At 61.4% G+C, this 21,254-nt stretch carries 21 protein-coding genes; 13 read left to right on the top strand and 8 right to left on the bottom strand.

Translation table 11 applies throughout. The features are described from left to right. Positions 1-148 precede the first annotated feature (148 nt). The 9 genes from mdcA to madM all read left to right on the top strand — a co-directional run bounded on the left by mdcA (position 149) and on the right by madM (position 7,362). Positions 149-1,819 carry a malonate decarboxylase subunit alpha gene (gene mdcA, locus AB4O45_RS11275; RefSeq protein ID WP_460161405.1) on the top strand — a complete coding sequence of 557 codons (1,671 nt, stop codon included), beginning with the start codon at positions 149-151 and terminating at the stop codon, positions 1,817-1,819. Continuing rightward, positions 1,819-2,676 carry a triphosphoribosyl-dephospho-CoA synthase gene (locus AB4O45_RS11270; protein WP_460161404.1) on the top strand — a complete coding sequence of 286 codons (858 nt, stop codon included), beginning with the start codon at positions 1,819-1,821 and terminating at the stop codon, positions 2,674-2,676. The genes mdcA and AB4O45_RS11270 overlap by 1 nt, the downstream gene beginning before the upstream one ends. Then, a complete protein-coding gene (locus AB4O45_RS11265; RefSeq protein ID WP_039757560.1) occupies positions 2,676-2,975 on the top strand; it encodes a malonate decarboxylase subunit delta in 300 nt (99 codons plus the stop codon). The genes AB4O45_RS11270 and AB4O45_RS11265 overlap by 1 nt, the downstream gene beginning before the upstream one ends. Then, entirely contained in the window at positions 2,968-3,819 is an 852-nt protein-coding gene (locus AB4O45_RS11260; protein WP_460161403.1) for a biotin-independent malonate decarboxylase subunit beta, read from the top strand. Before AB4O45_RS11265 ends, AB4O45_RS11260 begins: the two co-directional genes overlap by 8 nt. Continuing rightward, complete coding sequence (gene mdcE, locus AB4O45_RS11255) at positions 3,816-4,601, top strand: biotin-independent malonate decarboxylase subunit gamma (RefSeq protein ID WP_460161402.1); 786 nt, start codon at positions 3,816-3,818, stop codon at positions 4,599-4,601. Before AB4O45_RS11260 ends, mdcE begins: the two co-directional genes overlap by 4 nt. After that, the gene (locus tag AB4O45_RS11250) at positions 4,595-5,215 is read left to right on the top strand and encodes a malonate decarboxylase holo-ACP synthase (protein ID WP_460161401.1); all 621 of its coding nucleotides are present in this window, start codon (positions 4,595-4,597) and stop codon (positions 5,213-5,215) included. Before mdcE ends, AB4O45_RS11250 begins: the two co-directional genes overlap by 7 nt. Further along, entirely contained in the window at positions 5,212-6,132 is a 921-nt protein-coding gene (gene mdcH / locus AB4O45_RS11245; RefSeq protein WP_423663465.1) for a malonate decarboxylase subunit epsilon, read from the top strand. Before AB4O45_RS11250 ends, mdcH begins: the two co-directional genes overlap by 4 nt. A gap of 67 nt (positions 6,133-6,199) precedes the next feature. Then, positions 6,200-6,592, top strand: coding sequence for a malonate transporter subunit MadL (gene madL / locus AB4O45_RS11240; RefSeq protein ID WP_460161400.1), 393 nt, complete (start codon positions 6,200-6,202; stop codon positions 6,590-6,592). A 5-nt stretch (positions 6,593-6,597) separates the two neighbouring features. Continuing rightward, the gene (madM, locus tag AB4O45_RS11235) at positions 6,598-7,362 is read left to right on the top strand and encodes a malonate transporter subunit MadM (protein WP_236167703.1); all 765 of its coding nucleotides are present in this window, start codon (positions 6,598-6,600) and stop codon (positions 7,360-7,362) included. 198 nt (positions 7,363-7,560) lie between these two features. On the opposite strand, the gene AB4O45_RS11230 is transcribed toward madM, so the two are convergent. Beyond that, positions 7,561-8,481: a LysR family transcriptional regulator gene (locus AB4O45_RS11230; protein WP_122881817.1), complete on the bottom strand. Its 921-nt coding sequence runs from the start codon at positions 8,479-8,481 to the stop codon at positions 7,561-7,563. A 140-nt stretch (positions 8,482-8,621) separates the two neighbouring features. Between AB4O45_RS11230 and trhA the strand changes: the two genes are divergently transcribed. Next, the gene (gene trhA, locus AB4O45_RS11225; RefSeq protein WP_039757573.1) at positions 8,622-9,239 is read left to right on the top strand and encodes a PAQR family membrane homeostasis protein TrhA; all 618 of its coding nucleotides are present in this window, start codon (positions 8,622-8,624) and stop codon (positions 9,237-9,239) included. A gap of 175 nt (positions 9,240-9,414) precedes the next feature. On the opposite strand, the gene AB4O45_RS11220 is transcribed toward trhA, so the two are convergent. Both AB4O45_RS11220 and AB4O45_RS11215 read right to left on the bottom strand, forming a co-directional pair. Further along, on the bottom strand, positions 9,415-10,134 hold the full coding sequence (locus tag AB4O45_RS11220) for a 16S rRNA (uracil(1498)-N(3))-methyltransferase (RefSeq protein WP_056786439.1): 720 nt from the start codon (positions 10,132-10,134) through the stop codon (positions 9,415-9,417). A 132-nt stretch (positions 10,135-10,266) separates the two neighbouring features. Then, on the bottom strand, positions 10,267-11,673 hold the full coding sequence (locus tag AB4O45_RS11215; protein ID WP_252877042.1) for an adenosylmethionine--8-amino-7-oxononanoate transaminase: 1,407 nt from the start codon (positions 11,671-11,673) through the stop codon (positions 10,267-10,269). A gap of 223 nt (positions 11,674-11,896) precedes the next feature. Between AB4O45_RS11215 and AB4O45_RS11210 the strand changes: the two genes are divergently transcribed. Further along, entirely contained in the window at positions 11,897-13,666 is a 1,770-nt protein-coding gene (locus AB4O45_RS11210; protein WP_236167701.1) for a flavin monoamine oxidase family protein, read from the top strand. A gap of 362 nt (positions 13,667-14,028) precedes the next feature. Here the strand turns inward: AB4O45_RS11210 and llpB are convergent, their stop codons facing one another. Continuing rightward, on the bottom strand, positions 14,029-14,526 hold the full coding sequence (gene llpB, locus AB4O45_RS11205) for a lectin-like bacteriocin LlpB (RefSeq protein ID WP_353188107.1): 498 nt from the start codon (positions 14,524-14,526) through the stop codon (positions 14,029-14,031). A 300-nt stretch (positions 14,527-14,826) separates the two neighbouring features. Here llpB and AB4O45_RS11200 point away from each other — a divergent pair, with 300 nt between their 5' ends. Together AB4O45_RS11200 and AB4O45_RS11195 are read left to right on the top strand one after the other, a co-directional pair. After that, complete coding sequence (locus AB4O45_RS11200; protein WP_041476792.1) at positions 14,827-15,378, top strand: cytochrome b; 552 nt, start codon at positions 14,827-14,829, stop codon at positions 15,376-15,378. A 31-nt stretch (positions 15,379-15,409) separates the two neighbouring features. Beyond that, positions 15,410-15,988 (top strand): YceI family protein, encoded by a 579-nt coding sequence (locus AB4O45_RS11195; RefSeq protein WP_039757580.1) that lies wholly within the window; start codon positions 15,410-15,412, stop codon positions 15,986-15,988. Between the two features lie 249 nt (positions 15,989-16,237). Here AB4O45_RS11195 and AB4O45_RS11190 read toward each other — a convergent pair whose 3' ends face one another. The 4 genes from AB4O45_RS11190 to metF all read right to left on the bottom strand — a co-directional run bounded on the left by AB4O45_RS11190 (position 16,238) and on the right by metF (position 21,223). Beyond that, positions 16,238-18,100, bottom strand: coding sequence for a DEAD/DEAH box helicase (locus tag AB4O45_RS11190; RefSeq protein WP_016772767.1), 1,863 nt, complete (start codon positions 18,098-18,100; stop codon positions 16,238-16,240). A gap of 221 nt (positions 18,101-18,321) precedes the next feature. Continuing rightward, a complete protein-coding gene (locus AB4O45_RS11185) occupies positions 18,322-19,134 on the bottom strand; it encodes a substrate-binding periplasmic protein (RefSeq protein ID WP_252868412.1) in 813 nt (270 codons plus the stop codon). Between the two features lie 87 nt (positions 19,135-19,221). Further along, positions 19,222-20,304 (bottom strand): hypothetical protein, encoded by a 1,083-nt coding sequence (locus AB4O45_RS11180; RefSeq protein ID WP_460094548.1) that lies wholly within the window; start codon positions 20,302-20,304, stop codon positions 19,222-19,224. A gap of 73 nt (positions 20,305-20,377) precedes the next feature. Then, positions 20,378-21,223, bottom strand: a complete 846-nt coding sequence (metF, locus tag AB4O45_RS11175; protein WP_056786871.1) for a methylenetetrahydrofolate reductase [NAD(P)H] — start codon at positions 21,221-21,223, stop codon at positions 20,378-20,380. Positions 21,224-21,254: the final 31 nt, after the last annotated feature.

The raw sequence follows: 21,254 nt of genomic DNA, 5'->3' as shown, positions 1-21,254 counted from the left end.
TCGGTTCCCTCTCCCTCCGGGAGAGGGCTAGGGTGAGGGTAGCTTTTGAACGTTACGCTCAGCGTAATGATTCACCGCCCAGCTTGATTGATGCCCTCACCACACACGCCTAACTTGGCTCCACGACAGCGAACCCCGTGGAGTGAGCATGACAACAACAATTTCCCCCGACTCGCGCTGGACGCGGCGGCGTGACGAAAAGCAGCGCCGGCTCGACAAGGTGCGCGGGCTCGCCGATGGCGCGGTGTTGCCTAGCGACAAGATCGTCGCCGCGCTCGAAGCGCTGATGCACCCCGGCGACCGCGTGGTGCTGGAGGGCAACAACCAGAAGCAGGCGGATTTCCTTTCGCGCTCGCTGGCCAAGGCCGACCCGGCCAAGCTCCACGATCTGCACATGATCATGCCCAGCGTCGGCCGCTCCGAACATCTTGATCTGTTCGAACGTGGCATTGCCCGCAAGCTCGATTTCTCCTTCGCCGGCACCCAGAGCCTGCGCATCAGCCAGTTGCTCGAAGATGGCTTGCTCGAAGTCGGCGCCATTCACACGTACATCGAACTCTACGCCCGCCTCGTCGTGGACCTGATCCCCAACGTTGTGCTCTCGGCCGGCTTCATGGCCGACCGCGCCGGCAACATCTACACCGGCCCGAGCACCGAAGATACCCCGGCACTGATCGAACCGGCGGCGTTCAGCGATGGCATCGTTATCGTTCAGGTCAACCAATTGGTCGATGACGTCAGCGAGCTGCCTCGCGTAGACATTCCCGCTTCATGGGTCGATTTCGTCGTGGTCGCCGACAAGCCGTTCTACATCGAACCGCTGTTCACCCGCGACCCACGGCACATCAAGCCTGTGCACGTGCTGATGGCGATGATGGCGATTCGCGGGATCTACGAAAAACACAACGTGCAGTCGCTCAACCACGGCATTGGTTTCAACACCGCCGCCATCGAACTGATCCTGCCGACCTACGGCGAATCCCTAGGCCTGAAAGGCAAAATCTGCCGCAACTGGACGCTCAATCCGCACCCGACGCTGATCCCGGCGATTGAAAGCGGCTGGGTCGAGAGCGTGCATTGCTTCGGTACCGAACTGGGCATGGAAAACTACATCGCCGCTCGGCCCGATGTGTTCTTCACTGGCCGCGACGGCTCGCTGCGCTCCAACCGCATGGTCTGCCAACTGGCCGGGCAATACGCGGTGGATCTGTTTATCGGCGCGACATTGCAGGTCGATGGCGACGGCCATTCCTCGACCGTGACTCGGGGCCGTCTCGCCGGTTTCGGTGGTGCGCCAAACATGGGCCACGACCCGCGCGGCCGCCGTCACGGCACCCCGGCGTGGCTGGACATGCGCCACGCCGACGGGCCGCAACCGATGCTCGAACGCGGCAAGAAACTCGTGGTGCAAATGGTCGAGACCTTCCAGGAGGGCGGCAAACCGACCTTCGTCGAAACCCTCGACGCCGTGGAGGTGGCGAAGAAAAGCGGCATGCCACTGGCGCCGATCATGATCTACGGCGACGACGTTACCCACCTGCTTACCGAAGAAGGCATCGCCTACCTGTACAAAGCGCGCTCGCTGGAAGAACGCCAGGCGATGATCGCAGCGGTCGCCGGGGTTACCGCCATCGGCCTGCGACACAACCCGAAAGACACCGAACGCATGCGCCGCGAAGGCCTGATCGCCTTGCCCGAAGACCTCGGCATCCGCCGCACTGACGCCACGCGCGAATTGCTCGCGGCGAAAGGCGTCGCCGATCTGGTCGAGTGGTCCGGCGGCCTGTACAACCCGCCCGCCAAATTCAGGAGCTGGTAATGCACGCATTTAACCTGCAAGCGAAACCGCTTTCTCTGGCTGACCGCTTGGCCGATCTGGCGGTGGACGCACTGATCGACGAAGCCGATCTGTCGCCGAAACCGGCGCTGGTCGATCGTCGCGGCAATGGCGCACACACCGATCTGCACCTGGGCCTGATGCACGCGTCGGCGCTGGCATTGTGGCCGGCATTCAAGGAAATGGCCGAGGCCGCGCTGGAGATCGGTGAAGTCGGTTTGCCGTTGCGCGAAGCGATCGGCCGCATCGGCCGTGAAGGCGAGCAAGCCATGCTCACAACCACCCAAGGCGTCAACACCCATCGCGGCGCGATCTGGGCGTTGGGACTGTTGGTGACGGCCGCCGCGCTGCAACCGAAATCCATCGCCCTGTGTGCCGCACGCCTGGCACTGCTCGACGATCGCTACGCACCGACACCGCTCAGCCACGGCGCACAGGTCGCCCAGCGTTACGGCGCACGTGGCGCTCGGGAAGAAGCGCAACTGGGCTTCCCGTCCGTGGTGCAACGCGGCCTGCCGCAACTGCATAAAAGCCGCGCCAACGGCCACGGCGAACAGAACGCCCGGCTTGATGCGTTGCTGGCGATCATGACCGAGCTGGCAGACACCTGCGTGCTTTACCGCGCCGGCGAACCGGGCCTGCACGCCATGCAGGCCGGCGCGCAAGCGGTACTCGATGCCGGCGGCAGCGCCAGCCTCAGCGGTCGCCGGCGCCTGCACGAACTCGATCAACAACTCATCGCATTGAATGCCTCGCCCGGTGGCGCCGCCGACCTGCTCGCCGCCACGCTGTTGCTCGATCGTATCGAGCGCGACGGCATCTCTCAGGGAGCGTTTTGATGGAAAACCTATCGTTTGAATTCCCCGCCGGGCAGCCGCCACGCGGGCGTGCGCTGGTCGGTTGTGTCGGCTCGGGTGATCTGGAAGTGCTGATCGAACCGGGTCTGGCCGGCAAGCTGACGATCAACGTGCAGACCTCGGTCAACGGCGCGCAGCAGCGCTGGCAGCACCTGTTTGCGCGGATGTTCGACGGCACCACGCCTCCGGCGATGGCCATCGATATCCACGATTTCGGCGCGACGCCGGGGGTGGTGCGCTTGCGTCTGGAACAGGGTTTCGAGGAGATCGGCCATGACTGACAGCGCAGCGTTGCTCAACAAACACAGTTTCGTCGAACTTGGCGCACGGCAGCGGGCGCAAGCCTTGCTCGACGCCGGGACCTTTCGCGAACTGCTCGATCCGTTTCAACGGGTCATGTCGCCGTGGCTCGAGCGCCAGGGCGTAGTGCCGCAAGCCGATGACGGGGTGGTGATCGCCAAGGGCAGCCTCGACGGTTTGCCGGTGGTCATTGCGGCGATTGAAGGTGCGTTTCAGGGCGGCAGCCTTGGCGAAGTCGGCGGGGCGAAGATTGCCGGTGCGCTGGAACTGGCTGCCGAAGACAACCGCAACGCCATCCCCACCCGCGCCGTGTTGCTGCTGGAAACCGGTGGCGTGCGCTTGCAGGAAGCCAATCTAGGGCTGGCGGCGATTGCCGATATTCACGCGGCGATTGTCGATTTGCAGCAATACCAACCGGTGGTCGGCGTGGTCGCCGGCAGTGTCGGTTGCTTCGGCGGCATGTCGATCGCCGCAGCGCTGTGCAGTTATTTGCTGGTGACCCAGGAAGCACGTCTCGGCCTGAACGGCCCGCAGGTGATCGAGCAGGAAGCCGGGATCGAGGAATACGACTCCCGCGACCGGCCCTTCATCTGGAGCCTGACCGGCGGCGAACAGCGTTTCAACACCGGACTGGTGGACCGTTATGTCGGCGATGATGTAGCGCAGATTCGTCAGCAGGTCGGTGAATTGCTCCAGCAAGGCTTGCCGGCACAGTCACGCAGTCAACGCGCCGAGTGGTTCCTGCAACGCCTCGGCAAGCTGAACACTGACCAGCAAATCGAACCGTCGGTGGTTCGCGATCTGTATCAAGGAGAGCGCTCATGAGCAGTTACTCACTGCGCGGTTTGCACTGGTTCAATGCGCTCAGCGCTGGCGCCAGTGTCGTCGAAGGGTTGCCGCCGTCATTGAAAGTGGCCGACGCTGAGCTCGGGCGTTTTATCGCCGTGGTCGCCGACCCGGACAATCGTTTCCCCCGCGCCCGCAATGGCGAGGTCGGTTTGCTCGAAGGCTGGGGGCTGGCCAAGGCTGTGGATGACGCGATCAGCGCCGACCGCGACAGCGCACAGAAGCGCCCGATCATCGCCATCGTCGATGTGCCGAGCCAGGCGTATGGCCGGCGCGAAGAAGCCCTCGGCATTCATCAGGCGCTGGCCGGCGCGGCGGACAGTTATGCTCGTGCGCGATTGGCCGGGCATCCGGTGATTGCGCTGCTGGTGGGCAAGGCCATGTCGGGTGCGTTTCTCGCCCACGGTTATCAGGCCAATCGCCTGATTGCTTTGCGCGATCCCGGCGTGATGGTCCACGCGATGGGCAAAGCCTCGGCGGCGCGGGTGACCTTGCGCAGTGTCGAGGAACTGGAAGCGCTGGCCTCGAGCGTGCCGCCGATGGCCTACGACATCGACAGCTACGCCAGCCTCGGCCTGCTCTGGGAAACCCTCTCGGTGCAGCAGATCGAACAACCGACGGCGGAAGATCTGACGCGCGTGACTGAGTGCCTCAAGCAAGCGATCAACGATGTGACCAGCACAGATTTGAAAGGGCGACTTGGTGCGAGCAATCGTGCCGCCTCCAGCAAAGTCCGCGAGTTGCTGAGGGCGCAGTGGTGAACCTGCCCCTGGCCCACGATCTGCTCTGGGGCATGACCCCGGCGCAGTTGCCGGCGGATGCGCCGCAGTGGGCGGTCGCGGCGCTGGCGGCCGGGCAACCGGTGGTGGTGCGCCGGGCCTTGAGCGAGGAAGGTCAGGTCGCGGTCGGTGTGCGCGGTGTGTTGCGCGAGCAGCGGCTGGCGGCGGTTATGGCGCTGGATTCGATTGCCTGTCGGGTCAGTCCCGAAGCCCTTTGTCATGTTGAGTGTGAGCGAGATCTGCCGGTGATGCAGGCGCTCAAACAACTGCGGCCGATGCTCGATGACTGCCGTTGGGTCTGGGGTGTCAGCGGCAGTGTCGGGTTTGAATTGGCCAGTGGTTTTGCAGCGATGCATGCGGCCAGTGATCTCGATCTGATTCTGCGTGCGCCGCAGATGATCGGCCGTGATCAGGCGCGCGAACTGGTCGCGCTATTTGATCAAACTGTGTGCCGAGTCGACATGCAATTGCAGACGCCGTTCGGCGCTGTGGCGTTGCGGGAATGGGCCAGCGGTTCGTCCCGAGTGCTGCTGAAAAATGCTTATCAGGCCTGTCTGGTGACGGATCCGTGGAACCCGCAGGAGCAGGCAGCGTGAGCAGTCTGCTGGTGTTTCCCGGCCAGGGCGCGCAGCAAGCGGGCATGCTCCAGCGTTTGCCAAGGGAAACGCTGGTCGAGGCCAGTGATGTGCTCGGCGAGGATGTCTTGCTGCTGGATTGTGCCGAGGCATTGCGCACGACACGAGCGGTTCAGTTGTGCCTGCTGATCGCCGGTGTCGCTGCTTCGCGGCAGTTATTGCAGGATGAACTGAGCGCGGATTACGTCGCCGGCCTGTCCATCGGCGCCTACCCGGCGGCGGTGGTGGCAGGGGCCTTGAGTTTCAGCGATGCGCTGCATCTGGCCAGTCTGCGCGGTGAGCTGATGCAACAAGCCTATCCACAGGGCTACGGCATGACCGCGATCATCGGCTTGCAGTTGTCCACAGTCGAAACCCTGCTGGCGCAAGTGCACAGCGAAGATGCGCCGGTGTATCTGGCCAACATCAACGCCGATAACCAAGTGGTGATTGCCGGCAGCGACAAGGCCATGCACGCGGTGGCCGAACTGGCACGCAGTCGCGGCGCCGGAGTGGCGAAACGGCTGGCGGTGAGCGTGCCGTCGCATTGCCCATTGCTGGAAAAACCGGCGCAGGCGCTTGCCGAAGCCTTCGCCAGGGTCGAACTTAAAACGCCACGGATCGGCTATCTCAGCGGCAGCCGCGCCCGCCCTGTGAGCAAAGTCGAAGCGCTGCGTGACGACCTCGCTTTCAACATGTGCCGCGTGGTGGACTGGCGCGGCACCGTGCAAAGCGCCTACGAGCGCGGCGTACGTCTACAGATCGAACTGCCGCCCGGTGCGGTGCTGACCGGGCTGGCGCGCCGGGTGTTCGAGCAAGGCACCGTCACTGCCTTCGACAGTGCCCGCCTAGACACCCTGCAAGCGCTGTTGCGCGAGGAGGGTGGCCGCCAACTCTAAAACCGCCGCGACTCAAGCTTCGAACAACAAAAACAACATTCGACGATGCACTTTGAGGACTACAACAATGATTATTTACGGTGTGGCATTTCTCGCCTTTTGCACGCTGGTCGGTATCTGGGTCGGTGAACTGCTCGGCAAGCTGATCGGCGTGCCGGCCAACGTCGGCGGTGTCGGTATTGCGATGCTGCTGTTGATCGGCCTGGGCAGCTATCTCTACAAGAGCGGCTGGCTCAAGGGCAAGACCGAGCAGGGCGTGGAGTTCTGGAGTGCGATCTACATTCCCATCGTGGTCGCCATGGCCGCACAGCAGAATGTCTACGGTGCGCTGAAGGGCGGCCCGATGGCGATTCTTGCCGGCACCCTCGCCGTAGTGATCGCTTTTGCCTTGGTGCCGGTGCTGACGCGCATGGGCAACAAGCAAGAGACGCCGATTGCTCCTGCCAAGAATGCGGGGTAATCGCCATGTACGAATCAATGATGAAAGTGATCACCGGCTACGGTTTGATCAGCGGCTTTTTGATTGTCGGCCTGACCATGTGGGTGTCCTACTGGATGTCCAACACTTTCACCAAGGGCCGTCTGCACGGTTCGGCGATCGCCATTCTGCTCGGGCTGGTGCTGTCGTATATCGGCGGCGCACTGACCGGTGGGCAAAAAGGCGTGGTGGATATTCCCCTGCTGTCCGGCATCGGCCTGCTCGGCGGTGCGATGCTGCGGGATTTCGCGATTGTGGCGACGGCGTTTGGCGTGAGTGTCGATGAGCTCAAACGCGCCGGATTCGTCGGTGTGCTGGCGCTGTTTGTCGGCGTTGGCACCTCGTTCGTCGCCGGGGTCGGCGTGGCGATGGCGTTCGGCTACACCGATGCGGTGAGCCTGACCACCATTGGCGCGGGTGCCGTGACTTACATTGTCGGCCCGGTGACCGGCGCGGCGATTGGTGCCACTTCCGAAGTGATGGCGCTGTCGATTGCGGCGGGGCTGATCAAGGCGATTCTGGTGATGGTGATGACACCGTTCGTGGCACCGATGATCGGCCTGAACAATCCGCGCAGCGCGGTGATTTTCGGTGGGTTGATGGGCACCTCCAGCGGCGTTGCCGGAGGTCTGGCGGCCACCGATCCGAAGCTGGTGCCGTACGGTTGCCTGACGGCGGCGTTCTACACCGCGCTCGGGTGTCTGCTTGGGCCTTCGCTGTTGTTTCTGGCGATGCGCGGGTTGATGGGTTAGTCAATTTAAGCTGCCCTCACCCTAACCCTCTCCCGGAGGGAGAGGGGACTGACCGAGTTGTTCTGGCGTTATACATCGACCTGAAATTTCTAAGTCGAACTCAGGTTCTGAAAAAGCCCCCGATCTGCTCCCTTTCCCCCTCTACCCCTTGGGGGAGAGGGCTGGGGTGAGGGGGTAGCTCTTGATTTTGATCTTGATCTAAACCCCAGCCTGCCGATTGGCATACATCCGACACTCCGCCAACAACGCCAGCAAATTCGGGTCACGCTCCTTGGCCTTCAGAAACACCACGCCAATGTGCTGCTGCAACCGGTACTTCTCCTGCAACGGAATCAGCTTCACCCGATTCTCGTACACCGCCGCAATCCGCCCCGGCAACAAGGCGTACCCCACCCCTGAGCTGACCATGCTCAGCAGGGTGAAGATGTCATTGACCTGCATCGCCACCTTCGGCTCGAACCCCGCTTGCTTGAATACCCGCACACCGTCCTGATGCGTGGCGAAGCCCTGGGTCAGGGTGATGAAGGTTTCATCGCGCACTTCCGCCAGATCGACTTCACTGCGCTGAGCGAATTTTGAATCGGCCGGGGTGGCGAGGAAGATGTCGTCGGAAAACAGCGAAATCTGCTCGCAATCCGGATCGTTGATGCTGTCGTCCAGCGACACCAGAATCGCGTCGACTTCCATGTTTTTCAGCTTGTAGAGCAGGTCGATGTTCGAGCCGAGGATCAGGTCGATGTTGAGTTCGCTGCGGCGGATTTTCAGGCCCATGATCAGCTGCGGCACGGTCTTCACCGTCAGCGAATACAGCGAGCCGAGCTTGAAGCGCTCGGCGGAGAACCCGGCGGCTTCGCGGGTCAGGCGCACGCTGTCGACGACGTCGTTGATCAGCTTCTGCGCACGTTCTTCCAGCACATAAGCGCTTTCCAGCGGCGTCAGGTTGCGTCCTTCGTGTTTGAACAGCGGGCAGCGCAGGGCGTTTTCCAAAGAGTGAATGGCGCGGTGCACGCTGACGTTGCTGGTCTGCAGTTCGGCGGCAGCGCGGGCGAGGTTGCCGGTGCGCATGAAGGCGAGGAACACCTCGAGTTTTTTCAGGGTCAATTCTTCGTCGATCAGCATGGCGCGGACTCTTTTTGGTATCGGCCGATTGTGCCCAATTCCCGCGGGCCGCGCAGGCGAGGTTGAACAGAAACATTGCGCTTTTACGCTCAAGGCCCGAGCCTTGCGCGCTGCGGTAACGAATGTGAGGTGAGCAATACATGTATCACGGGGAAAAACTCAACGCCTGGACCCATCTGGTCGGGGCCATCGCCGCGTTTATCGGCGGCGTGTGGATGCTGGTGATTGCCAGCCTCGACGGCAGTCCGTGGAAGATTGTCAGCGTGGCGATCTACGCCTTCACTTTGCTGGTGCTCTACAGCGCCTCGACCGTGTATCACAGCGTGCGCGGGCGCAAGAAAGCGATCATGAAGAAGGTCGATCATTTCTCGATCTACCTGCTGATCGCCGGCAGCTACACGCCGTTCTGCCTGGTGACGTTACGCGGGCCTTGGGGCTGGACGCTGTTCGGGATTGTCTGGGGGCTGGCGCTGATCGGCATCCTGCAAGAGATCAAACCGCGTTCCGAGGCGCGGATTCTGTCGATCGTGATTTACGCGGTGATGGGCTGGATCGTGCTGGTCGCGGTCAAACCGCTGATTGCCGCACTGGGCACGGCCGGGTTTGCCTGGCTGGCGTCGGGCGGGGTTTTGTATACGGTGGGGATTATCTTCTTTGCCCTGGATCACCGCCTGCGGCATGCCCATGGCATTTGGCATCTGTTTGTGATCGCGGGAAGTCTGCTGCACTTTGTGGCGATTCTGTTTTACGTCCTGTAAATGCAATCCCTGTGGGAGCGAGCCTGCTCGCGAAGGCGTCAGGTCAGCCAACACCTTCGTTGAATGAAACACCGCTTTCGCGAGCAGGCTCGCTCCCACAATAAATCTTCAGTGAACTCTGGTTTTGTGAACACCCTAGATCCAATGTGGGAGCGAGCCTGCTCGCGAAGGGGCCTTAGAAATCACCCCACAGTTGCTGGGCCACCGCCAACGCCACCACCGGCGCGGTCTCGGTGCGCAACACGCGCGGGCCGAGGCGGGCGGCGTGGAAGCCATTGCCTTTGGCCTGCTCGACTTCGCCATCCGTCAACCCACCTTCCGGTCCGATCAGAAACGCCAGCGTCGCCGGTTTGGCATGGCTGACCAGCGGTTCTGCGACCGGATGCAGCACCAGTTTCAATTCGGCTTCAGTCTGCTTGAGCCAGTCCGCCAGCAACACTGGCGGATGAATCACCGGCACCCGTGAACGCCCGCACTGTTCGCAGGCACTGATCGCCACCTGGCGCCAGTGCAGCAAGCGCTTGTCGGCGCGTTCGTCCTTGAGGCGCACTTCGCAGCGTTCGCTGAAGATCGGGGTGATTTGCGTCACGCCCAGTTCAGTGGCTTTCTGAATCGCCCAGTCCATGCGCTCGCCCCGGGACAGGCCCTGGCCGAGGTGGATCTGCAGCGGCGATTCGATTTGCCCGGCGAACTGCTCGTCGATCTGCACGACCACGCGCTTCTTGCCGACTTCGACGAGCGATCCGCGAAACTCATGGCCGGAACCGTCGAACAACTGCACCGCATCGCCTTCGGCCATGCGCAGCACGCGGCTGATGTAATGCGCCTGGGCCTCCGGCAGTTCGTGTTCGCCAGTGCTCAGCGGGGCGTCGATAAAGAAGCGGGACAGTCTCATTTCGGGTCTCTCAGATTAGATCGTTCCCACGCTCTGCGTGGGAATGCCTCATCGGACGCTCTGCGTCCGCTTTTGGGACGCGGAGCGTCCCGGCTGCATTCCCACGCGGAGCGTGGGAACGAGAAATTACGGTTAGCCCGGGTCGCGGAATCCCGGATGGAAGTCTTTCGGCACCGCAACACTGACGCTGTCACGCGTAGCAATATCAATACCTTCACTGGCCACTTCGGCGAGGAAGTCGATCTGCTCCGGGGTGATCACATACGGCGGCAGGAAATACACCACGCTGCCCAGCGGCCGCAACAACGCACCACGTTCCAGTGCATGCTGGAAAACCTTCAAGCCACGACGCTCCTGCCAAGGGTAGGCCTCTTTCGTGGCTTTATCCTTGACCATCTCGATGGCCAGGACCATGCCGGTCTGGCGCACTTCGGAGACGTTCGGGTGATCCACCAGATGCGCAGTCGCCGAGGCCATGCGCTGAGCCAGCGCCTGGTTGTTCGCGATGACGTTGTCCTGCTCGAAGATGTCCAGGGTCGCCAGTGCCGCAGCGCAGGCCAGCGGGTTGCCGGTGTAGCTGTGCGAATGGAGGAAGGCGCGCAGGGTCGGGTAGTCGTCGTAGAAGGCGCTGTAGACCTCGTCGGTGGTCAGGCACGCGGCCAGCGGCAGGTAGCCGCCGGTGAGGGCTTTCGACAGGCAGAGGAAGTCCGGGCGGATGCCGGCCTGTTCGCAGGCGAACATCGTTCCGGTGCGGCCGAAGCCGACGGCGATTTCGTCGTGGATCAGGTGCACGCCGTAACGGTCGCAGGCCTCGCGCAACAGCTTGAGGTACACCGGGTGATACATGCGCATGCCGCCCGCGCCCTGAATCAACGGCTCGACGATCACTGCCGCGACGCTGTCATGATTCTCTGCCAGCGTCTGTTCCATGGCCGCGAACATATTGCGTGAGTGTTCTTCCCAGCTCATGCCGTCGGGCCGGCCGTAGCAATCCGGGCTCGGCACTTTGATGGTGTCCATCAGCAGCGCTTTGTAGGTCTCGGTGAACAGCGGCACATCGCCGACCGCCATCGCCGCCATGGTCTCGCCGTGATAGCTGTTGGTCAGGGTGACGAAGCGCTTCTTGTTCGGCTGGCCGCGATTGAGCCAGTAGTGAAAGCTCATCTTCAGCGCGACTTCGATGCAGGACGAGCCGTTATCGGCGTAGAACACCCGGTTCAGGCCTTGCGGGGTCATCTTCACCAGGCGCTCGGACAGCTCGATCACCGGCTGGTGGCTGAAACCGGCAAGGATCACGTGTTCGAGTTGATCGACCTGATCCTTGATGCGCTGGTTGATGCGCGGGTTGGCGTGGCCGAACACGTTGACCCACCAGGAACTGACTGCGTCGAGGTAGCGCTTGCCTTCGAAGTCTTCGAGCCAGACGCCTTCGCCGCGCTTGATCGGGATCAGCGGCAGCTGTTCGTGGTCTTTCATCTGGGTGCAGGGATGCCACAACACCGCGAGATCGCGTTGCATCCACTGGTTATTCAGGCCCATTTACAGTCTCCTCGAGGCGGCTCGCGTCAGGCGCGGGCAAACAATCGCGCAAGCCTATGCAATGCATCGCGCGGGAACAACCCATTGTGTCGATTGAACTACTTTGTCTGAGCCGATAGACGTCGCTGGCGGCGTTTTGATGGCTAACGTATTCTTCGCGGTTCTTTGAGTCGTCTGACTCGCAAAACTGCTTTTTCCCACATGTTTTTCCGGAGTTCGCTGAATGTCTGTCGGTTGGCTGCGCGCCTGTGCGCTGGTGATGTTGGGGCTGTTCAGCGTTACGGCGCTGGCCAAGGATAAAACCGCGATCGTGATTGGCGGCGGCCTGTCGGGTCTGACCGCTGCTTACGAACTGCAGAACAAAGGCTGGCAGGTCACCCTGCTGGAAGCCAAACCGAGCCTGGGCGGGCGCTCGGGCATGGCCACCAGCGAGTGGATCGGCAACGACAAGACTCAGCCGGTGCTGAACAAGTACGTCTCGACCTTCAAGCTCGGCACCACGCCGGCGCCGGAATTCGTCCGTACCCCGGGCTATCTGATCGACGGCGATTATTTCTCCGCCGCTGATCTGGCCACCAAGCAGCCAGCCACCGCCGATGCGCTCAAGCGCTACCAGAAAACCCTCGACGATCTGGCGCGCTCGATCGACGACCCGCAGAACCCGGCAGCGACCGCCACCCTGCATGCACTGGACCAGATCACCGTATCGAGCTGGCTCGACAAGCAGAACCTGCCGGCCACCGCGCGTCAGTTGATCAACCAGGACATCCGCACCCACTACGACGAACCTTCGCGTCTGTCGCTGCTGTATTTCGCTCAGCAGAACCGCGTCTATCGCGGCGTTTCCGACCGCGACCTGCGCGCCTCGCGTCTGGTCGGCGGCAGCCAGGTCCTGGCCCAGGCCTTCGTCAAACAGATCAAGACCATCAAGACCAGCTCGCCGGTCTCGGCCATCATCCAGGACAAGGACGGTGTGACCGTCAAAGTCGGCAGCGTCGGCTATCAGGCCGACTACGTTGTGCTGGCGGTACCGCTGCGCGCGCTGAACAAGATCGCCCTGACCCCGGCGCTGGATGCCCAGCATCTGGCGGCGATCAAAGGCACCAACTACGGCTGGCGCGACCAGATCATGCTGAAGTTCAAGACGCCAGTGTGGGAAAGCAAATCGCGCATGTCCGGCGAGATCTACAGCAATACCGGTCTGGGCATGCTCTGGATCGAACCGGCACTGAAGGGCGGCGCCAACGTGGTGATCAACCTGTCCGGCGATAACGCCCGTGTGATGCAGGCGTTCGGCGACAAGCAGATGGTCGATCAGGTGCTGATCCGTCTGCACGCGTTTTACCCACAGGCCCGTGGCTCGTTCACCGGTTATGAAATCCGTCGCTACAGCACCGATCCGTCGATGGGCGGCGCCTACCTGGCTTACGGCCCGGGGCAGATCAGCAAGTTCTGGCGCCTGTGGGAACGTCCGCTGCAACGCGTAGCGTTCGCCGGCGAACACACCGACACCTTGTACCCGGGCACCTTGGAAGGCGCACTGCGCACCGGCCAGCGCGCGGCTAGCCAGGTTGAAGATCTGGCGGCAGGCAAGTCGTTCGAACCGGCCAAAGTGGTTCCGGCTGCAGCTGCGGCAGGCGCGGCGGGTGCGGTAGCGGCGAAGAAGGGCAACTTCTTCAGCAACCTGTTCGGCGGTTCGGATGACGAGAAGAAGCCAGAGCCTGTGAAAGCGCCAGAGCCAGCACCTGCTCCGGCCGCTCCAGCGCCTGCACCGACCCCGGCACCTGCGCCAGCGCCGGTGGAAGCACCGAAGCCAGCGGCCCCGGTAAAAGCCGAGCCGGCGAAAAAAGCAGCGGCCAAGCCAGCGGCGAAGAAACCGGCGGCAAAAACCGAAACGAAAAAGCCGGCGGCCAAACCGGCGGCGAAGAAGGCTGAACCGGCGAAGAAGCCAGCGGCCAAGCCTGCTGCAACGACCGAGACCAAGGCGCAGTAAGGCTTTGTTCACATGAAAACGCGGCCCTCGGGTCGCGTTTTTTTTGCCCTGCGTTTCAGTCCTTCGTCATCCGGTTACGGGACTTACCGGCGTACCGGAGCCTTCCCACAAGATGCTCGGAATGAGGTGATAGCGGCTGCCAGCGCGCCAATTTTATGCTGGAAAAAATTGGAGGCATGCTATGAAAACGCTTATCGCGATACTGGTTTTGATTGCACTTTCCGGATGTAGCAACGGGCAATTTTTCCCCGGCGGCTATGGTTCTGAACTGGCGCACAAGTGCCACATAGACCCCTACAGTGCCGAATGCCTGCAACCGCCGGCAGTACTCCATAACTGATCGGCCATGAATGGCTGGTCAGTCAAAACTCCCACTTGAAGAATTCTGTCCCGTTCGGCAGTTTCCTCAGCCACTTTTGCTTGGGTTTGCGCAGGCGCCCGGGAATGAAACCGAAACGCGCCCAGCGCAGACTGCCCGTGCGCTGGTCGTAAATCACCAGGTTTCCATCGTCCTGCACAGTCATGTATGTGTTGTACCAAAGCGACTTGTCGGTGCTGTGCGTGCTTTCCGCGATCCATAATCGTCGCCTGGAGGGGTCATAAAGAAAGCCGCTGTTGCTGATCACAAACTGCAGCGGCTCGCGCATCTTCTTCGGGTGCAAAGTTGCGCTGTAAGGTTGATTGGCGTCGGCGATCCAGATGATCGCCTCACCGTCCTTGAGCACGAGGTTCCCGTCGCTTTGCAGCATCAGACGAAATCGACCGTTGTCGGATTGCAGGAATTGGCCCGCAGACATCGTTTGATTGGGCGGCAGTACAGAAGAACCACTTGCTTGAAAGGGCGTATATCGCAGAGCCATGTTTTCGTGCCTGTTTGAATAATGAAAAGAAGCATCATTCGAGCAGGTTTGAATTGCGCATCAGCGGTACATAGTTATCAGGGTCGAGTTTCGCCGTATGCGTGTGCAGAGATGACGATGGTCAATGCAGCCCCCCTCATTTGTACAAGCGCTCTACGCAGGAATCGCCTTTAATCCTTCCTTAACACCCCGCTCGCAGACTCTTGATCGTATTTATCGATATTTCAAAGCAAAATTTTCCGCTTTAATTCGATAGATAACTCGCTAGTCTTGGTTCGCAGTTCTCACAGGATTTGGGCAATGCAGCTACGTAACTCTTCTTCGCGCTATGGTTGGGTCAGCATCTTCATGCACTGGGGCGTGGCGCTGGCGGTCTTCGGGCTGTTTGCACTGGGTCTGTGGATGGTTGGGCTGGATTACTACAGCACTTGGCGCAAAGACGCGCCGGATCTGCACAAGAGCATCGGTCTGGTGCTGCTTGGTGTGATGGTGTTGCGGGTGCTGTGGCGCTTCATCAGCCCACCGCCGCCAACGCTGCAAAGCTACAGCCGCATGACCCGTATCGGCGCTAAGTTCGGCCACGGGTTTCTGTATCTGGCGCTGTTCGCTGTGATGATTGCCGGTTACCTGATTTCCACCGCAGACGGTGTCGGGATCCCGGTGTTTGGCCTGTTTGAAGTCCCTGCTCTGCTCTCCGGACTACCGGATCAGGCAGATACCGCTGGGGTGATTCATCTGTGGCTGGCGTGGGCACTGGTAATTTTTTCCGGTCTCCATGCGTTGGCAGCATTGAAGCACCACTTTATCGATCGTGATGCGACCCTCACTCGAATGCTCGGTCGCAAAGCCTGAAATTCAACCTCGACTCAAAGGAAAAGAAAGCATGTTGAAAAAGACTCTGGCCGCTCTGGCAATCGGCTCGGCCGTGCTGTCCGCCAACGTAATGGCTGCTGACTATGTAGTAGACAAGGAAGGCCAGCACGCCTTCGTCGACTTCAAGATCAGCCACCTGGGCTACAGCTACATCACCGGTACCTTCAAGGACATCGACGGCAAGTTCAGCTTCGACGCTGCCAAGCCTGAAGACAGCAAGATCGAGTTCAACGTCAACACTGCCAGCGTGTTCACCAACCACGCCGAGCGCGACAAGCACATCGCCAGCGCTGACTTCCTCAACGCCAGCAAGTTCGGCAAGGCTACCTTCGTGTCCACCAGCGTCAAGTCCACCGGTGCCAACACCGCTGACGTGACCGGCGACCTGACCCTGCTGGGCGTGACCAAGCCAGTTGTCGTCAAGGCAACTTTCCTGGGCGAAGGCAAGGATCCATGGGGCGGCTACCGTGCCGGCTTCGAAGGCACCACCACCATCAAGCGTTCCGATTTCGGCAAGCAGAAAGACCTCGGTCCGAAGTCCGATGCGGTCGAGCTGTATGTTTCGTTTGAAGGTGTGAAAGCGAAATAACTTTCGCCGCCACATGAAAACGCCCCCGGTCGAAAGGCCGGGGGCGTTTTTTTTGCCACAACACGCTATTCCTTGTGGGAGCGAGCCTGCTCGCGAAAGCGGTGTGTCAATCGGCATAGATGCAGCTGACCCGCCGCCTTCGCGAGCAGGCTCGCTCCCAAAGGGGTATTGCGGTGTGGCAGAGATAATCGAGGTAAAAAAATGCCCCGGCTCTTTCGAGTCGGGGCATTTTTCATGACGGTATGAAACTCAGCGATTGCGGGTCAGCAGTGCTGGTTTCTCGCCACGCGGGCGGCTTGGCAGTTGATCGAGCTGCTCAGGCGTCGGGAAGCGGTCTGCTTTCGATTCCTTGTGCATGATCTTCGGACCGTTGCTGCGCGGGTTCTGCACGGCCGGTTCGCTGCGAGGTTGATCGTCACGGGCCGGGCGGCGGTTGCGCGGCGCGGATTCGTCGCGACGACCCTGACCATCACGCGGTGCGCCATTGCGCGGGCCGCTGCGTTTGGCCGGTGGTGTGCCGGTGCTCGAGCCGTTGCTGTTGCGCGGACCGTTCTGGCGACCCTGGGGCTGACCGCCACGGGGTGCGCCAGCGCCTTGCGCCGGTGCACCCGGACGACGGCCACGGCCGCCGGCAGGAGCGGCTTTCGGCACGTAGTCGACGCGGTTACCGAAGTTATCGATATCGTCGTCGAGGAACTCGTCCGGGGCACGGTCAGCTGCTGCACGCGGTGGCTGGCTCGGGCGCTGTTCGCGGCTCGGGGTGCCTTCGCGCGGTTTCTGCTGACGGGCAGGGCGCTCGCCACGTTCACCGGCCGGTTTTTCCTTGCCCTTGTCTTTGCCTTTGTCCTTGCGACCACCACCACCGCCGCCGCCATTCGGGCCGTCGCCACGCGGGCCACGGGAATTGCGCGGGTTGCGGATGTCCGGACGCTCGCGGGCTTCCGGCTTCTCGGCTTCGATGGTGCTGGAGTCGAAGCCCATCAGATCGCCGTCGGCAATCTTCTGCTTGGTCATGCGCTCGATGCTTTTCAGCAGTTTTTCTTCGTCCGGCGCGACCAGCGAGATCGCCTCGCCCGAACGACCGGCGCGGCCGGTACGGCCGATACGGTGCACATAGTCTTCATCGACGTTCGGCAGCTCGAAGTTGACCACATGCGGCAACTGATCGATGTCCAGGCCACGGGCAGCGATGTCGGTGGCAACCAGAATGCGTACTTCGCCGGCCTTGAAGTCGGCCAGGGCTTTGGTGCGCGCGTTCTGGCTCTTGTTACCGTGGATCGCCACAGCCGGCAGGCCGTGTTTGTCCAGGTATTCAGCGAGACGGTTGGCGCCGTGCTTGGTGCGGGTAAAAACCAGTACCTGTTCCCACGCGCCGGCGGTGATCAGGTGCGCCAGCAGCGCACGCTTGTGGCTGGCCGGCAGGCGGAACACGCGTTGTTCGATGCGCTCGACCGTGGTGTTTGGCGGCGTCACTTCGATGCGTTCCGGGTTGTGCAGCAGCTTGCCGGCGAGGTCGGTGATGTCTTTGGAGAAGGTCGCCGAGAACAGCAGGTTCTGGCGCTTGGCCGGCAGACGCGCGAGGACTTTCTTCACGTCGTGGACAAAACCCATGTCGAGCATGCGGTCGGCTTCGTCGAGAACGAGAATTTCCACGTGGGACAGATCGACGCTGCCCTGGCCGGCGAGGTCGAGCAAGCGACCCGGGCAGGCGACGAGAACGTCGACGCCACGGGACATGGCCTGGACCTGCGGGTTCATGCCGACGCCGCCGAAGATGCAGGCGCTGACGAATTTCAGGTCACGGGCGTAGATCTTGAAGCTCTCGTGCACCTGGGCCGCGAGTTCGCGGGTCGGGGTCAGGACCAGCACGCGAGGTTGGCGCGGGCCGTGACGCTGGGATTTGTCCGGGTGACCGTTGGGGAACAACCGCTCCAGAATCGGGAGGGCGAAGCCGCCGGTTTTACCGGTACCTGTCTGAGCCGCCACCATCAGGTCGCGACCTTGCAACACGGCGGGAATGGCCCGCTGTTGCACCGGAGTAGGCTCGGTATAGCCCGCATCTTCGATGGCACGGACTAAAGCCTCGGAGAGACCGAGGGAAGCAAAGGACATGAGTAATCCTGTTTTAGTTAGGGCTTGGCCCAATGGGAGTCTTGCCTGGCGCGAATCACGTTTAAGAGGACGCAATCCCGTCCGGTCCAGCGGCGGTTCCGAAGGCACGTCAGGAGCGCTCGCGCGGGCTGAAAGCTGCGCTGTAGCGGGTCGAGAGGCCTGTTACGGTTCCGGGCGTCCGGGCGTGAGCCTGGCGGGAACGCCGGAGTATAACAGAGCAATCACTGCGCGCTGCTTTCCTGCTGCTCAACGGTTTCGCCGCTGGCCGTGGCCGAGCGCAGTGATGCGCTATCGACAGGCGCGGCACCGTAGCGCGCGCTGAGCTCGGCGTAGGCCGGTTCGCGCTTGAAACGCTTGAGCTCGGCACCGAAACGCTGCACCAGCAAATCCATGCCGGCATTGCGCCGAACTGCAAGAAACTGGCTCTGACGGCTGATAACCGTCGGGTTTTCCGTGATCAGATCGCGAATATTCAGCTCATCGAGCAAATGCTGACCGACGCGGCGATCGGTAATCAGCAGGTCAATCCGCCCGCGCACCAGTTTGCCGAAATTGGCTTCATGAGTTGGCGCCGGCTCACGGGTAAACAGGTCCGACTGGCTGAAGTCAGGGCTGTACAGATAACCCGGCGAGGTGCCGATGGTCAGGCCTTTGAGTTGTTCGAGGGTGTTGAATGGATGCGGCCGCTCGTTGGCGTAGAACATCACGAATTCGACGTCGGACAGCGGTTCGCTGGGGTAGAGCAGAGTGGCGTCGCGTTCGGCGCTGTGAAAGATGTCCAGCGCACCGTCGGCTTGACCGGTCTCGAGCATCGACAGGCAGCGCTTCCACGGCAGGAACTGCCATTCCACTTCAATGCCCAGGCGCTGGAACACGATGGCGGTGGTTTCGTAGTCAAGACCGAGGTTTTTACCACCCTGTTCGTAGACGTAAGGCGCCCACGGCTCGGTGACAATACGCAACTTCTCCCCCCGAGCGGCGACGCTCAGGCAAGTCAGAAGAATAACGCTCAGCAGTTGGGCAATAAGGGGCATGGCCTGAGGTTAGTACGCGAAACGCCTGATGAGAAGCTCTGGCATGCATGTTTCGCGCAGACCCCGGGCGCAATGGCCGCGATGGCCTTATTTGCTTGCGGTTTTCAGCAGGTGTTGGTGGACCTTCGCGTGACGCGAACCAAGGATCCGCTTGACCAGGCCGCGACTGAACCAGTCCCTGAGCAAGTGCCTGCAAACCGGCTTGCCGATGCGTTGCTGCTGGTTTTCCAGCGCCTTGTCCCACCAGACCGCTGCACACGCCTGATCGAACTCGTTGGGATGTTCATAGCAGCCGTAAAGGATTTCGCGAATGAACTGACGCAGATGTGCCGGCAGCAGCAACGTGACGAGCTTGTAGAACATCCGCTGCAGTCGCGGTGGTCGAGGCAGTTGCGGTGATACACGTCGGGTGTCGTCCAGTGCAGCCTCGCCGGTCGGGTTGTCGCCATGTTTGGCGACCCAGGCCTGAACCTTGGCCCTGAACAGGTGCTTGCGGCTCCAGTAATGGTGAATCAGATCCGGGCACTTGTTGACGTCCAGCGTGCGATAGGCAGCCACTGACAGGCAGAACTCTTCGAGGGTGTAGGCGCCCTGTGCCGACGGGAACAGCTCATCGATCAAAGCGATGGAGCGGTCGAGCACGTGAGCGTCCTGGCGGTGCAAGCCGATGACGCCGGAGTTGAGCAGGCGCATGTGATCGTCAGTCAGGCCTTTGTCCAGCAGTGTTGCCGACAGCGTGCGATAGAGCAGGCTCATCTTGTTGTCGCCATAGCGAGCGTAGTAGTCGTTGCACAGCAGGGTGCCGGGCTGCACCCGCTCGAACAGTTTGAGCGGCGAGCAGTGGAAAAACGTATCGGTGTCGATCAACAGCGCCGTTTCATGCTCTTCAAGTACCGAGCGCAACGCGACATGTTTGATGCGGAAATGATAACCGTGGGGCTCGCTCCATTTCTGGCGCGTTTCGGCGTCCAGCGGGCGAATGCGTACGGGGAGATGCTCGTAGGGTTGCGGGTTGTCGCTGAAGACCTGGATATCGATCGGGGCATCCGGTGTCTCGCGCAACCACGCCAGAGCACTGGCGATGCTGAAAACAGCTTCCTGATGGTAAGTCTCGGCACCGAAAACCAGATAGACCAGTTGAGGGTGTGTTTTTGTTTGCGCGCAGATCATCGACGACAATATTCCATTTGTGCTTTTCAGTGAAAAGGCCCGGTGAGGGCCTTTTTTATCGCATGGAAAACCTTCAGCGCGGCAGCTTGAGGTTGTTCCAGATGGCCAGGCTAGGTTCGGCCTGGTTCATCGAGTAGAAGTGCAGCCCCGGTGCGCCGCCCTGCAGCAGGCGTTCGCACATTTCGCTGACGACTTGTTCGCCAAAGCTTTGAATGCTTCGCGTGTCATCGCCGTAGGCTTCCAGCTGCTTGCGGATCCAGCGCGGGATTTCCGCACCGCAGGCATCGGAGAAGCGCGCGAGTTTGCTGTAGTTGGTGATCGGCATGATCCCCGGCACGATCGGCAGATCCACGCCCAGCGCCTGCAAACGGTCGACGAAGTAGAAGTAGCTGTCGGCGTTGAAGAAGTACTGGGTGATCGCGCTGTCGGCACCGGCCTTTGCCTTGCGCACGAAGTTGGCGAGATCGTCTTCGTAGTTGCGTGCTTGCGGATGCATCTCCGGGTAAGCCGCGACTTCGATATGGAAATGATCGGCGGTTTCTTCCCGAATGAATTCCACCAGTTCATTGGCGTGACGCAGCTCACCGCTGGTCATGCCCATGCCGGACGGCAGGTCGCCACGCAGGGCAACGATGCGCTTGATGCCGGCAGCCTTGTATTCGTTCAGCAGGCCGCGCAGGTCGTCCTTGCTGTCACCGACGCACGACAGGTGCGGTGCGGCGGGTACTTTGACTTCGCTTTCCAGCTGCAACACGGTGTTGAGCGTGCGATCACGGGTCGAACCGCCAGCGCCGTAGGTGCAGGAAAAGAAATCAGGATTGTAGGTGGCCAACTGACGGGCAGTGGCAAGCAGCTTTTCTTGCCCGGCATCGGTCTTCGTCGGGAAAAACTCGAAGCTGTAGCGACGGTCTTGGGACATGGTCATACCCTTGGAAACAAGTACCTTCGAG

It is taken from the genome of Pseudomonas sp. S2_B10, from assembly GCF_054668425.1.
Note: the sequence above shows the minus strand (reverse complement) of the source record. Positions and strands in the feature narration are given on the sequence as shown.